This is a genomic window from Gemmatimonadota bacterium (assembly GCA_026706345.1).
Lineage (GTDB): Bacteria > JAAXHH01 > JAAXHH01 > JAAXHH01 > JAAXHH01 > JAAXHH01.
The window spans coordinates 1-14,769 of record JAPOYX010000198.1; the positions used below are offsets into that span (position 1 = coordinate 1).

At 63.2% G+C, this 14,769-nt stretch carries 10 protein-coding genes; 2 read left to right on the forward strand and 8 right to left on the reverse strand.

Annotated elements, in window-relative coordinates:
- On the reverse strand, positions 1-307 hold a 307-nt coding region (locus tag OXG98_13185), incomplete at its 3' end, for a hypothetical protein (protein MCY3772957.1).
- A gap of 259 nt (positions 308-566) precedes the next feature.
- Positions 567-1,682, reverse strand: coding sequence for an aminotransferase class V-fold PLP-dependent enzyme (locus OXG98_13190; GenBank protein MCY3772958.1), 1,116 nt, complete (start codon positions 1,680-1,682; stop codon positions 567-569).
- Positions 1,683-1,837: 155 nt separating this feature from the next.
- Here OXG98_13190 and OXG98_13195 point away from each other — a divergent pair, with 155 nt between their 5' ends.
- A complete protein-coding gene (locus tag OXG98_13195; GenBank protein ID MCY3772959.1) occupies positions 1,838-2,749 on the forward strand; it encodes a phytanoyl-CoA dioxygenase family protein in 912 nt (303 codons plus the stop codon).
- 106 nt (positions 2,750-2,855) lie between these two features.
- On the forward strand, positions 2,856-5,972 hold the full coding sequence (locus tag OXG98_13200; protein MCY3772960.1) for an aminotransferase class III-fold pyridoxal phosphate-dependent enzyme: 3,117 nt from the start codon (positions 2,856-2,858) through the stop codon (positions 5,970-5,972).
- Here the strand turns inward: OXG98_13200 and OXG98_13205 are convergent.
- The 6 genes from OXG98_13205 to OXG98_13230 form a co-directional block, all read right to left on the reverse strand.
- Complete coding sequence (locus OXG98_13205) at positions 5,969-6,838, reverse strand: phytanoyl-CoA dioxygenase family protein (protein MCY3772961.1); 870 nt, start codon at positions 6,836-6,838, stop codon at positions 5,969-5,971. The two genes, OXG98_13200 and OXG98_13205, sit on opposite strands and share 4 nt — an antisense overlap.
- Before the next feature lie 36 nt (positions 6,839-6,874).
- Positions 6,875-8,413: an aldehyde dehydrogenase family protein gene (locus OXG98_13210; protein ID MCY3772962.1), complete on the reverse strand. Its 1,539-nt coding sequence runs from the start codon at positions 8,411-8,413 to the stop codon at positions 6,875-6,877.
- A 23-nt stretch (positions 8,414-8,436) separates the two neighbouring features.
- Positions 8,437-9,297: an aminoglycoside 6-adenylyltransferase gene (locus OXG98_13215; protein MCY3772963.1), complete on the reverse strand. Its 861-nt coding sequence runs from the start codon at positions 9,295-9,297 to the stop codon at positions 8,437-8,439.
- A 33-nt stretch (positions 9,298-9,330) separates the two neighbouring features.
- Positions 9,331-12,048, reverse strand: coding sequence for a VCBS repeat-containing protein (locus OXG98_13220; GenBank protein MCY3772964.1), 2,718 nt, complete (start codon positions 12,046-12,048; stop codon positions 9,331-9,333).
- A 69-nt stretch (positions 12,049-12,117) separates the two neighbouring features.
- Complete coding sequence (locus OXG98_13225; protein ID MCY3772965.1) at positions 12,118-13,371, reverse strand: DUF790 family protein; 1,254 nt, start codon at positions 13,369-13,371, stop codon at positions 12,118-12,120.
- Position 13,372: 1 nt separating this feature from the next.
- Positions 13,373-14,761 (reverse strand): DEAD/DEAH box helicase family protein, encoded by a 1,389-nt coding sequence (locus tag OXG98_13230; GenBank protein MCY3772966.1) that lies wholly within the window; start codon positions 14,759-14,761, stop codon positions 13,373-13,375.
- Positions 14,762-14,769: the final 8 nt, after the last annotated feature.

A 14,769-nucleotide genomic window follows, 5' to 3' on the forward strand; every position in this document is an offset into this window, starting at 1 on the left:
TCCCATCCTCCTGCCTGACGATACATCCAATATATACCCCTTCCTCATGGGACGCGGCTCCCTGTGCATATTCTCTGGACCGCTCCCTGACGGCGAGCGCGAAGTCCTCAAGGGTGGCACTGCCGTCTTCCACTTGTTGGGCTGTCACAGCCGGGTTCGCAGGAGGCGTTGCTCCTTCAGGTAGTGGACAGGGTATCCGCGATTGCGCATGCGCCGGGCGCATATTGGTAAAGACGCCGTCGAGCGCGAGCAGGCCAAACACAACGACGAGGAAATTCAGGGTCTTCCAAATGACATGCTGTGTCATAGGAGTTCTCCTGCGCGAGGTGGAGATAGGTGGCAAGTATATACCGCAGTTAGCGTGGTCTTTCTGATCAACCCGGTTGTCCGGTCAAGGGGTATGATTCGAGTCTTTTCAAAGGACAATCATATTGAAAATAGTATAAATTTGAAAGTTTTTTTTTACGTAAGCATGCAAGATGTTTTCCGGCTGTGGGCGGGTCTCAGACAAGCCTCTTTTTCCCGGTTCGGGCCGGGTCAGGACGCACGGGCTCCTTGCCAAGCCGCTACCCGCCTGTAAGCACCTCGCGGCACCGTGCCGCCACGATCCGTTCCTGGCCGTCCTGCAGGTTATGGGGATTGATGGAGAATCCTTCCTCGCCCCTTTCCTGCACGATGATCCTGGGATTGCCGTCGAGCAGTGCTTTCACCGCATCGTCCCCGGATATACCGGTTTCCGACTCGATGGTAACCATGAGCTGGGGCACGGCGTAGGTTTCCTCCGGATCGAGCCGGCTGAGGGAAACGTGGGGTATGCCGGCCAGTTCCTCTTCGATGTAGCGCACCTTTTCTTCCCAGCCCGTCGCATCCGCCCCATGGTCCCGGTTCAGGTAGATCTCGAGGGCCTTGATGAACGCGAAGATCTCCTCCCGGCTCACCTTCATCGGCCGGCCGACCGTCGCGAAGGGTGTTCCGTTCACCGCGCAGGCGCTGATCAGGTCCTTCCGCCCGACAATGAGGCCCGTCGACTGCGGGCCCTGGAGGCTCTTGCCGCCGCTGAATATGACCAGGTCGGCGCCGGCCTCCGTGAACCGGGTCAGCGTGGACACCGGCGGACATTCCGAGGCGGCGTCGACGATGACGGGCACGTCCGCGGCATGGGCCATGGCCACAGTCTGTTCCAACGGGACGGCATTGGCGTTTTTGAAGTTCTTGCCCAGATAGAAGACCGCCGCCGCACGTGCTCCGTCGCCGATGGCGGCCTGCATGGCCTCCACCGGTGGACCGTCCGAATCGTCAAGTTCTATCAGCTTCGCGCCGGTCAGCCGAATGGCCTGGTCGTAGGCGATCCGGTGCGTCTTCTGGACGACCACCTCGTCACGCATGCCCGTCGTGTCCGGCAACTGGCGTATTCTGTCCTGATCCGTCCCCGTCATGCAGGCCGCGGTGGTGATGACCAGTCCGCACGCGGCGCTGGCGGTGACGTAAGCCGCTTCCACGCCGAGCATTCCTGCGACTTTCTCCCCGGCTTTCTCGTGCAGTTCGTCCAGGGGACAGAACTCCCGGGATGCCACGCGCATGGTCTCCATGATTTCCGGGTCCAGGAGGGCGCCTCCGTAACGCGTAGCCGTGCCAATGGCGTTTATGACCGGCCTAACGCCGATATCTTCATATATGCCCATGGTTGCGAACCCCTTCCCTTTCACTTGCGATGCAGGCGGCCGATCGGAAAAGCCTTGTCCCACCGGCAAATCGCACTGCATATTTTACTGTTGATTTCAAGACAGGCCTGTACTGGAAATTGACTCCGCGCAATCTCATAATCAAGGATTAAAACATGGATTACGACGCGTCCCGCCGGTCCTTCGACTGCGAGCCGACGCTCTCGGACTCGGAGGTACTGCGCTTCTGCAGGGACGGATACCTTCATTTCGAGGGCATCGTCCCCGACGAGATCAACCGGCGCACCTGTGATTACCTGAACGGGAAGCTCCCGATCAATCCGTGTTACATGCCCGACGGCATGACCCGGGAAGACCTGGTTCGTATCCGCGGCACCCATGAGCCGAGTTCGATTCTGCTCGAGGACTGGTTCATCGAACACGTCCTGCTCAACCCGGTGCTGTGCGGCGCACTGCGCTCGCTGCTTGGCCGGCACGTGGGCCTGCCCGTGCTGGTCAGCAACCACCGGGTGGAGTGTCCCGAAGGTCCGCAGAACTGGCACCACGACGCCGATCACGTGTTCGGTCCGGAGGTCCATTTCGTCGAGGTGTTTTATTTTCCCCAGGATACCCCGGATGAAATGGGGCCCACCGAATTCACGCCCGGTTCCCATCTCCGAACGACCCGGCGAGGGCAGGAGGAGAACGGCGTGCTGTGTTCGGGTCCCGCCGGCACCATCGGCCTGCATTCGCAGAGCATCCTCCACCGACGGGGTACGTCCACGGCGACCGGCCTGCGGCACATGCTGAAATACAGCTACTGGCGTACGGTACCGCCCGCGCGGGACTGGATCGCCGAAGCCGATTTCGACTTCAGGCACGCCGATTACGGGGGACATGGATCCGCCCGTTACGTGGCCCACATGTTCTACTGGCTCTGTGGCAAGGGAGACGAATACCGTCTTATCGGCGGCCAGGCGTGGCCCTGGAAAACGATCAACCAGATCGGGCCCTCGTACGGTTTCGGACATACGGAGGGATATCTTCCCGACTGGCGCGGGAACAACGACGACGATTATGCCCGGTAGACCTGTACGTCGGGCATGGATGAGCGATCGCACGGGGACAGGCGCGCAGTGGCCTGTGCGCATCCTGCAGTTGTTTTCATGACATCTCAATCGCAGAAGGTCCGATTTGTCCGTCATCTCCGAAAAACGGCCCCGTTTCACGCCTGAAGAGGCCGCCGAACTCGCCCTTTCCCTGTACGGTGTGACCGGCACGCTGAGCCCATTGCCCAGCGAACGGGACCAGAATTTCCGGCTGACCGCCGATAACGAAGAGGTTTTCGTCCTGAAGATCTCCGGGGCTGGCGAGAAGCGCGGCATTCTCGAACTGCAGCACGACGCCCTCGACCACCTGGCCGGGCGGTTCGACGAAACCGAGTGGCCGCGGGTCTGCCGGACAAAGGACGACAGCGGCATCACACGGATCGACGGGCGGAACGGACTGCGACACCTGGTCCGGATGCTCACGTACATCGACGGCTGGCCCCTGTGCGACGTCAAGCCGCACAGTCCCGGCCTGCTGCGGGACCTGGGCGTCTTTCTGGCCCGGCTTACCCGCGCATTAGCCGACTTCTCCCACGTGGAAAAACAGCCTGATCTCATCTGGAACATGGACAATGGCCCGGAAGTCGTTCATCGATTCGCCGACCTGATCCCCGACTCCGGCCGCCGCCGGCTGGTCACAGGCTTCTGCGAAGCGTACGAAAGCGCCGTCGGTCCCCATCTCGCATCGCTTCCGCGCCAGGTCATACACAACGATGCGAACGACCAGAACGTACTGGTCCGCCTCGCCCATCCCGATGATCCCGCGTCCAGTGAACACAGGATAGCCGGACTGATCGATTTCGGCGACATGGCTCAGTCCTGCGCGCTCTACGAGCCGGCCGTCGCCGCCGCCTATGTCATGCTCGGCAAGTCGGAGCCTCTGTCGGCCGCCGCGCACGTCGTAGCCGGGTACCATGCCGAGCACCCGTTGACGGACTTGGACCTGAAACTGCTCTACCACTGCGCCGTGATGCGGCTGTGCATGAGCGTGGCCATATCGGCCCATCAGCAAGTCGCCGAACCGGAAAATACCTACCTCTCCGTCAGCGAGAAGAACGCCTGGGATCTCCTCAAAAAACTCGAGGGCACGTCCCCATCCTTCGTCGAATACCTGTTTCGGGACGCCTGCGAACTGCCGCCGTGTCCGCAGACCCCGGGTATCGAAGCGTACCTTGCCTCGAAGCGCGGCAGCTTCGCGCCGGTCATGGGCCCCGACGTGGACCTTTCCACCGCCGTCGCGTTCGATCTCAGCGTGGGCAGCCCGGACCGGGCCCTGCTGGGAGGTTCGGTCAACGCGGACGAACTTGCCGCGGATGTCTTCCGGAAAATGGAAAACGCGAAGGCAGAAGCGGGGATCGGCCGATACAACGAGGCCCGCCAGGTCTATACGGCCGATCAATTCATGCTCGACTCCGACGAGATGCCGGAACGTCGGACCATACACCTCGGGATGGATGTTTTCCTGCCCGCCGGATCTCCGGTCTACGCCCCACTGGAGGGAAAGGTCCACAGCTTCCGGAACAACACTCAGCCGCTGGATTACGGGCCGTGCATCATTCTTGAGCACACCGCGGAAGTAACGGACGGTTCAGCAGGTTCCGCCCAGGCGCTCTACACGCTGTACGGCCACCTGAGCGTGGAGTCGCTGACCGGTCTATACGAAGGAAAGCAGATAGAGAAAGGTGAACGGTTCGCATCCCTCGGCGACCCGACGGTCAATGGAGGCTGGCCGCCCCACCTGCACTTTCAGATCGTCACGGACATGCTTGGCAACGCGGGAGACTTCCCCGGCGTGGGAGGACCGAGCCAGCGGAACGTCTGGCTGAGCCTGTCTCCGGATCCGAACGTCATCCTGGGCGTACCCGCGGAGGTATTTCCACGGGAGCAACGGACTACACGGGAGATCCTTGCATCCCGCCGCCACCATATCGGCAGGTCCCTCAGCATCTCCTACCGGCGTCCCCTGAAGATTGTCCGGGGCCACATGCAGTACCTGTACGACGATGAAGGACGCGCGTTTCTCGACGCCGTGAACAACGTGCCCCACGTGGGGCACAGCCATCCGGAGGTGGTTCGGGCCGCCCAGCGTCAGATGACGGTGCTGAACACCAACACCCGCTACCTCCACGACAATCTCGTCGATTACGCCGAACGCCTCTGCACGAAGCTGCCCGACCCCCTCAGCGTATGCTTCTTCGTGAATTCAGGCAGCGAGGCGAACGACCTCGCCCTCCGCCTGGCGCGGAGTCATACCGGACAACGCGACCTGCTCATCCTGGACGGGGCCTATCACGGCAACCTGACGTCATTGATCGATATCAGTCCATACAAGTTCGACGGACCGGGGGGTGACGGTGCGCCGTCCCACGTACACAAAACGCCTCTGCCCGACCCCTACCGTGGTCCGTACAAAGGTTATTCGCCGGAAACGGGTGCGTGGTACGCGGAGCACGTACGCGAACGTATCGATTCGCTCGCGGAACACGACCGTGGCCTCAGCGCCTTCATCGCCGAGTCCCTGCCCGGTTGCGGCGGACAGATCGTACTGCCGGACGGATATTTCAGATCGGTGTTCCACCAGGTGCGCGAAGCGGGCGGCGTGTGCATCGCCGACGAGGTACAGGTGGGATTCGGACGCGTGGGTTCGCACTTCTGGGGATTCGAGACCCAGGACGCGGTACCGGACATCGTCACCCTGGGAAAGCCTATCGGCAACGGCCACCCGCTGGGCGCCGTGGTTACCACCCCCGAGATCGCGGGCGCTTTCGACAACGGCATGGAGTATTTCAACACCTTCGGGGGGAATCCCGTCTCCTGCGCCATCGGCCTGGCGGTGCTGGACGTCATCGAGAAAGAAGGCCTGCAGGCCAATGCCCTGGAGGTGGGCGGCTACCTGATGGAGGGACTCCGCGCCCTGGCGCCGGACCACCCGATCATCGGCGACGTCCGCGGCATGGGGCTCTACGTGGGCGTGGAACTCGTGCTGGACCGCGACACGCTGGAGCCGGGCGGACACCAGGCCTCCTACGTGGCCAACCGGATGCGGGACCACGGGGTGCTGATCAGCACCGACGGCCCCCTGCACAACGTCCTGAAGATCAAGCCGCCCCTGGTCTTCACCCGGGAGAACGCCGACTATCTCCTGCACTGTCTGGGCAAGGTACTGAAAGAAGACTACCTGCGGAATCGGTCCCGGTCCTAGAGCATCACGCCCCCCACCAGATTGTTCCCCACGTAGACGCCGCGGTAGAGCGTCTGGCGCAGGGGCGGCATGGAGGCGAGCAGCTCCGGATGGGGATCCCAGTTGTGCCACCTGGAGTTGACGGAGTTGTAGCAGCTGAAAATGGCGACGCGCGGATACTTCTCGCTGACCCACGGCCTTCCGCTGTGCGTCAGGGCCTCGGTGAAGAACATCAGCGATCCAGCCGGACAGGTATATGTATCCCAGATCGGCGAGTCCGGCGACTGGATGGAGGACGGCGTGGGAAAGACGGACTTGTGGCTGCCGGTTACCAGGAGCGTGCCGTTCCCCTCCTCCACCGGGTTCAACTCCCAGACCACCCGGGTCAGCGCGGAGTTGGCCTTCCCGGGAATGCAGCGGTAGAGATGGGAGTCGCCGGGGAGCCGCAGCATGCCGTTCCCGTTGTGGGGCCCGAACTCGCCGTCTCCGGCTTCCCGGTAGAACAGAGTGGCCGATTCCTGCCTGAAACCGTAGCAGATCTGGTTGGACAGGCCGGGATAGGCCAGGAATTCGTTCATGAACCCCACCACCCGCGGATGATCCGTCAGGCTTTGCAGCGGACCGCCGAGCGCCGACCGCTCTCGTTCAGGTATGGATTCCGGATCATGGTGCAGTTGCAGGCAGAACGCCCGCATCTCCGCACATTCGGCTTCGGAAAGCACCCCGGGGATCAAAAGCCAGCCGTCCTTGTCGAACAGGTACTTCTGTTCGTCCGTCGGCGGGATCACGTCCCGACCGTCGGCGTTCACCCTGGTCAGATCGGCCTGGTTCTCATCCAGGCGCGCGCCCAGGTTCTTGTCGATGATAAACGCTCCGTTGGATGACATGCGTATTCCTCCCTGTGGTTGATTTGAGAAGTGCGGTCAGTCACCGTCTGATCCGACGGTGTCGAATTCGATTCCCTGGGCCAGCGGGAGATCGGTGGACCAGTTGACGGTATTGGTCTGGCGGCGCATGTAGGCTTTCCAGGCGTCCGAGCCCGATTCGCGGCCGCCGCCCGTCTCCTTCTCGCCGCCGAAGGCCCCGCCGATCTCGGCGCCGGACGTGCCGATGTTCACGTTTGCGATGCCGCAGTCCGAGCCCGTCGCGGAGAGAAACCGCTCCGCCTCGCGCAGGCTGTCGGTGAAGATCGCGCTGGAAAGCCCCTGGGGCACGTCGTTGTGGAGGTCGATGGCCTCGTCCAGGGTTTCATACTCCAGGATATACAGAATCGGGGCGAAGGTCTCCTGTTTCACGATAGCCGACTGGGCGGGCATGCGTATGATGGTCGGTTCGACGAAGTTCGGTCCCAGGTCCGGTCGGTGTTTCCCGCCGATGACGACCTCGCCGCCCTCGGCCTTCGCCTGCTCGATAGCCTGCATCATGTCGTCCACCGCGTCGGCCGTGACCAGCGGTCCCATGAGCGTACCGTCGTCGACGGGATCGCCCATCGGCACCTGCGCGTAAGCGCGGGCCAATCGATCGATCAGCGTCGCCGTCATGCGCTTGTGCCCGATGATGCGGCGTGTCGAGGTGCACCGTTGTCCCGCCGTCCCCACGGCGCCGAAGACGATGCCGGGCACGGCGAGTTCGAGGTCGGCGTTTTCGGTGACGACGATCGCGTTGTTGCCGCCCAGCTCCAGTATGCTGCGACCGAACCGGGAAGCGACCCGTGCGGCCACGGTCTTTCCCGTCGCGGTCGAACCCGTGAAGGATACGAGCGGTATGCGTTCGTCATCGAGGATGAGATTGCCCACGTCACTGCCGCGGCCGATGGCCAGGTTGAATACGCCGTCCACCCCGTGGTCGGCCATGACCCGGTTGCACAGGTGCTGCGTGGCCACGGCCGTCAGCGGCGTCTGACCGCTCGGTTTCCACACGGTGACGTCGCCGCACACCGAAGCCAGAGAAGCATTCCACGACCAGACCGCCACGGGGAAATTGAAGGCGGTGATGATGCCGATCACGCCCAGGGGATGCCACTGCTCGCTCATGCGGTGACTCGGCCGCTCGCTCGCGATGGTCAGTCCATACAACTGGCGGGAAAGCCCCACGGCGAAATCGCAGATGTCGATCATCTCCTGGACCTCCCCCATGCCCTCCACGCGGATCTTGCCCATCTCCAGGGAGACGAGTTCGCCCAGCGGTTCCTTGTACGCCCGCAGGATGTTGCCCAGGTCCCTGACCATGTCGCCCCGTTTCGGCGCGGGCAGCGCTCGCCAGGAATCGAAGGAGACGCGGGCGTGTTCGACCACCCGGTCATAGACCTCCGGAGTCGCCTGCCGCACGCCCGCGATCGGTTCGCCGGATGTCGGGTTGTACGACGTCAGGATGGGTCCCTCCCCGTGTATCCAGCCGTCCATCCCCGTACAGGCTCCGGCGTTCAACGCTTCGATGTTCAGTTTTTCAAGCAGTGCCTTCATCTTCGATGCTCCAGTGTTTGGGTTCACACGAAATCCGCGGCGTCCCGGTCCAGCCGCCTGATCTTCCCCATGTACGCCGTGACGCGCCGGTCGGTTTCATGAGGATAGTCGAAATCCAACCCGTCGGCGACGGTGACGGCAAGACGCCGGAACAGCCGGGTCGCATTGAACAGGGCATCCCAGTTCTGATCCAGGTCCGCACCGGAATACGTGGATTCGATTTCCGCCCATGTCCCGGGGTCCAGGTAACGCTTGAACCAGCGGCCGTGTTTGTTGGTCGTAACCGACCAGTCGTTTTTCATGCCGATATGCCATTCGATGACTTTTTCAAGAAAGGGGGAATGGACCTTTCTGTTCATGTGCTTTGCCCAGTAGAGCTCATCGCGCCACAGGGCCTTGGCCACGTAGATGATGTCCCACCAGAAATCGGCCACCAGTTCGTCATATTCGTCCTTCGAAGGTCTTTGAACGTGGTAGGCGCTGTGATAGGGCAGTATGGGGTTCTTTACTATCCGGTCCTTGTCCAGCAGCACCCGGTAAGGTTCGGGCTCGCCGTTGAGGTCGTGCATGGATTCGGCATCCGCGACACTCCAGTCGATCCGGATGCCATCGTCATAGATCACCATGCGGCCTATCCTGCCATCATCAAACAAGGTTGGCGAGGGTGGCGAGCGCGTCATCACGGATCCGAACGCTTCCAGCCAGTGATCGTCCCGTTTGTAGGGCTCCTGATCCCTGACGTACACGATCACGTCGTAGTCCGACAACAGATCGACCGTATCGTTTCCATCGACCCGGCCACTCGACAGGACCAGTCCCCTGATCTGATCGTCCGCTTCCGCCCAGCGTTGAATCTCATCGAAAACTTCCGACGGCTTGCGCATGCCCTGTTCTCCGGTGATCCATCCGCCGGCCCGTCAGCCCGTTTCCAGCCGGACTTCCGTGACCCGTGGGGTGCTTCCCCCGTTTCTTGCGCCCAGCGCGAGCCGATACTGGACCCATGGCCCCGCGCCCGTCGCCCGCACCGGCTGGGGCGTTTCGTACCAGGTGCCTGCTCCCCCGGCGCCAAGCCATGCCGATCGTGCCAGCGCCTCCTCCGAGTCCGCCCACCGGACCTGGGCGTGCACCCAGGTGCCCGGTCCGCATTCCGCTTCCCAGTCGATGCCGGTCACGGCCTGTCCCCGGGGTATCTCGTGCGGCGCCGAGACATAGTATTCTTCCGGACCCGCGTCCAGCATGTTGCCCGTCTGGACGGCGGTCATGCCATGGGGACCGGTCGTGGGCAGCCGGGTGACCCGCCTGGCGTCGAACCCGCCGGGACCGTTCCACCAGACGGCGGAATGGCCGACGTGGTCGCCCTCGACCTTGTGATAGGCGATGGCGAGGTCGACGTGGCCGTCTCCGTCGAAATCCGCGGCCACGCAGCCCGACGCGGAATGGGTGAACAGCCGGGTGCGGTCGGCGGCGGAGAATCCCCGGCCGGCACGGTTCCAGTAGATGTAGGAATCGATGTCCCGCACGCGGTTGTCGTGGTATGAGCAGACGAAGAGGTCTAGCAGGCCGTCTCCGTTGAAATCCATGATGGACATGGCGTTCACCGCGTTGGACGGCAGGAGGGTACGGCGGTCCTCGCGTAGCCCGTCGGGACCGTTCCAGTAGATGTGCACGAAGGAGTCGTGGGGCGCTCCGATCGACGGCTCGTGTCCGCCGATGACCAGGTCGGGATACCCGTTCCCGCTGAGGTCCGCCGCCCGGGCGCAGGCGCCGTGCCACACGGAAAGCGCCTGGCACCGGTCCATGCTGAAGCCTTTCGGGCCGCCCAAAAGGATGAAACTGTAATCGTCGGCGATCTGCGGCACGACCAGGTCGAGCCAGCCGTCGCCGTTCAGGTCGACGAGGAAGATCCAGCGCGGATCCTTGTACACGACGCCCTCGTATTCGAGGCGGATGCGCTCCGTTCGGCCGTTGTCGAAGCCGTCTTGTCCGCCGTAGAAGATGACGATATCCGGATTATCGAATCCGCAGAAGACGAGGTCCAGGTATCCGTCCCGGTCCAGGTCCGCGCAACAGACCCCGTGGGCCCGTACGGTCGGCAGGCGCACGTCCGGTTCGCTTCCGAATCGCCCTTCCCCGTTGTAATACACAAAGGACCCCGGATCCTGGCGGACCGAGTTCTCGGAGGCATTGGCCAGGATCAGGTCGGGCAGCCCGTCGTCGTTCAGGTCGCACCGGAGCACTTCCACCGCGCCCCATCCCGGCACTTCCTGGCGGCGTTCCGGCCTGAACCCGTCGGGACCGCCGTGATAGATAAATACGGGGATGTCGCCCCTCAGGTTCCGGCTGAACTGGTTGATGAAAACGGCCTGCGGAAGGGGATCGTCCGATGCGCGGGCCAGCAGCACCCGCCGGGCGTCATGGGTCTCGAGGACGCGCGGCGGCGCCAGCCCGTCCCGGCCCCAGCGGTACGCCAGGGATTCCGATGTATAGCTTTCCGGCGTATGGGTCTGACAGATTACGATTTCGGACCGGCCATCCCCGTCCAAGTCCCGGACGGCCGCATCGCAGGCATATCGGCTGGGGATCGCCGTGCGGTTCTGATCGTTGTACCCGCCCTCGTTCCCGTCGTGGTACAGCCACGAACACTCCTCCCCGCCGTGGCGGTCCCGGCAGGCCACTACCAGGCCGCATCGTCCGTCGCCGGCCAGGTCCCCGACGGCAATGGCGAGTGCATTGCGGCAGGACAGACGCACCGGCTCGCCCGCCTCCCGCCCGGCATGGAACGGCGCCAGGTATATACCGTCCGACCGGGCGACGAAGACGTGGGGCGTGTCGTGGATTCGGAGAACGGATACGAGCGGAACAGCGGGGTCGACGTCTTCGGGATAGCTGCCAAGGTCCGGATCCGGCTCTTCCGAAGGATCGGTATCGACGGGTATCAGCGATGATCCGCCCGGCTCTATGCCATCCGGACCGCCCCAGAGTATCCTGACGCTCCCCCCGGCGTCCCGAACGGCCAGGTCGACATACCCATCGCCGTCCAAGTCGTCGGACGCAACCTGGTCGGCCGCTACGTCAAGATCCCGGTATCCTTTGAGCTCGAACCCCAACGCGGTCTGGTAGAACAGGCGCAATTTACCATCGGAGACGAAAGCCAGGTCCGGTTTCCCGTCCCCGTCGAAGTCTCCGGCGGCCACCGAAGTGCAATACGGCGCGGGCAGGTACTGCACCCGCCGTTCGCCGAGTCCGTCCGGACCGCCGTAGTACAGATAGGCGTTGAGATCCCGCCGGATCCCGTTGTAGAACATGCCGACGACGAGGTCGTCGTATCCATCCCCGTTCAGATCGGCGACGACACCGGTTCTTCCCCCGTCGGACGGGAGGAACCGGGCGGTGGAATGGCCGAGTACGTCATGATACACGGTGACGGGGGGTTTTTCGCCGTGGTTCTGGCTGTTGCAGAAGACCAGGTCGACGTGGCCGTCCCGATCCAGGTCGAACTGGTGAATACGCTGCAGCACGCCAGCCCGGGACACGTAGAGATTCTGGCCGCCGTTGCCGAAAGTTCCCTGCCGGAACGCCTCGAAACCGCGGGTAGTCCACGATGAAGAAATGGAATTGGAAGGACAGGACGACATGGCCATAACCTACGGTGCGGCGGACGGTCAGATCAACCCATTTATACCACCTGCGGGTCGAACTGCCGCCTACGCATCGAACAGACTCAAGTTCTCCTGTGATCGGCCGGAGGCGCTATCCACCATGGCATCAAGAATGCCGAGGATATCGCGCGCCACGGGCGTTCGCCGGTACCTGTACACCTCGCCGGGAATATCCGTCGATGCTTCTTCATCCACACCGAGCTCCGCGGAAATCGCCAGGATCATGTTGGGGGGACCGTACCTGCTCAGCAGGTCCAGGCGCGTCCGCACGCCTCCGGAGCGCCAATAACCGAGGAAGTCCAAGTATACCCTGGTACCGGTCGGGGGATGGGTAAAAACATATTCAGGCACCAGCACACCCTGACCGCCCAAGTCGACGACATCCGTCCCGGCCGCTATGCGCCAGACCGAATTCAACCGGGCGAAGCGCTCTTCGAGCCAGACCACCTCCTCGGGTACCCACTGGCCCGCGGTAGGACCGATCGGTTTCAGGCCCGTTTCGGGGGTCAGGCGAAACACCCCCTTCCGGCGACGGGCGCCCCATACGACGGAAGCGGCGACGCGCCAGTGCGCGCAGTGCAGGACCGCGGGAAGAAACTGGGCGATCTGCAGACCGTAGCGCTGGGACGACTTGAAGAGCGACATGGGGCCGTCTATGCGTATGTGGTATTCCCCCGGTCCCGTCTGTCGGATCTCGTGGAGGAGCCGGAAGAACTTCATCTTCCGGAAAAGGTCCCGGTAGCGGGCCGGACTTTCCCCCTCGATGTACAGGTCCAGTTCCGACGCCCGCAGCAGGACGGCCTGCGCGAGGGCGACATTATACCGGCTCAACAGCCATTCGGCCTTACAGGGCTTGAAAGATTCCAGCCGCTCGGCCGCCCTGAGATCGGCGTAGAAGGCGCCTTCGACTGCCTCCGCGCCTATGGCGGCCGACTTTGCCGCTTCGGTCAGAATGGCTTCCCGGTCGATACGGACCTGCTCTGTGTCCCGGTACGCCGCGGCCGCGCCTTCGAATATCCGCCGGCGCAGTTCCACCGGGTCTACGGGCGAAGCAGACGCGAACGTACAGCGATCTTTCAGCAACTTGCTCAGTCCGCGGTGAAAAAGGAATCCCGTCCCGGCGCCCGTCGTATCCGTCAGCTCCTCGTCGAGTTCCTGCCGGGTCCCGCCTTCATGGCGCTCGAAGATGCGGATCAGCGTTTCGGCAACCCCGAGGTGATCCCGGTCCAGCTCATCGATATAGGGAAGATGGATCTCGTCCTTGCGGAACCGGACGCGGAGCAGGTCGCCCGTCAGCATGTCACCGCCTCCCTGCCGGGTTTTTCCGGTAGGCGCTGTGCTGTCTCCGCCGGGAACTCGCGTACTCCTCGCCCGTCCGTTCGGCCACGAGCTCATACAGCACCGCGTGCTTGCCCTCGACGCGCCGAAGGATCCGGCCGAGACGCTGTACGTGTTCCCTTACGCTGCCGGAACCGGACAGCACCACGGCCACATTGGCTTCGGGGACGTCCACGCCTTCGTTCAACACACGGGAGGTGACCAGGAAGGGATAATCGCCGGCGTTGAACGCCGCCAGGATTTCCCGGCGCTCCTTCACCTTGGTCTGGTGCGTGATGGCGGGAACGAGGAACCGGCGCGAGATCCGGTATACCGTTTCGTTGTCGCTGGTGAAGATGAGCATGCGATCGCGGCGGTGCTGCCGGATCAGCCGCTCCAGGACGCGCAGCTTGGCCTGCGAACCCTGGGCGATGGCCTTCTGGGTCCGGTAGGCCGTGAAGGCCCGGCGCCCTTCTTCGCTGCGGGACGTCGCCGACAGGAATCGGACCCACCCGTTGGGACCGGACAGCGAGATCCTGTTATTGTCCAGGAACGTACGATAGATATCCCGCTCCTCCTGGTACTCGATCCGTTCTTCCGGTGAAAGCCGGACGTTGATCTTGATCGTCTCATAGCCGGACAGATACTCCCCGCTCAGGGAACGGATCTCCTGGCGGTAGACCGTCTCCCCGACCGCGTCCAGCAAGAGGTGTTCCGCGCCGTCCTCCCGCTCGAGGGTGGCCGTCAGCCCGAGGCGGTACGGCGCCAGCGACAGGTCCGCGGTCATGAGGTAGGACGGCCCGGGCAGGTGGTGGCATTCGTCGAAAATCACCAGTCCGAACTGGTGGCCGAGCCGCTCCATGTGCAGGTACGCGGAATCGTAGGTGGACACGGTAACCGGTTCGATATCGTAATACCCCCCGCCGATCAGGCCCACTTCGACGTCGAACTGGCTGGAGATCACGCCGTACCACTGTTGCATCAGGTCGATGGTGGGAACGACCACCAGGGTGCTGCGCTGGACGCGGGCCATGGACATGAGGGCGACGAAAGTCTTGCCCGACCCGGTCGGCAACACGACCACACCACGGCCTCCAGCCTTCCACCAGGCGTCCACGGCTTCCTGCTGGTAAGGAAAGGGGGACCGGTCAGACTGGAGGGAAAGGTCCAGTTTCCCGTAGGAACGGGCGTCGTCCCGGTACGGGATGTCCCGGTCGGCGAGCAGCGTGATGATATCGCGGTAATGCCGCGCCGGAGCGCGGTACAGGGCCACTCGCTGGTCAAACGCGCAACCGGGCAACGACAACCCGTCCACCTGGTCCCGGTCGCCGTGCACGAGGATGGTCCCACGGTCGAATTCGAGTCTGAGCATGGGTTCAG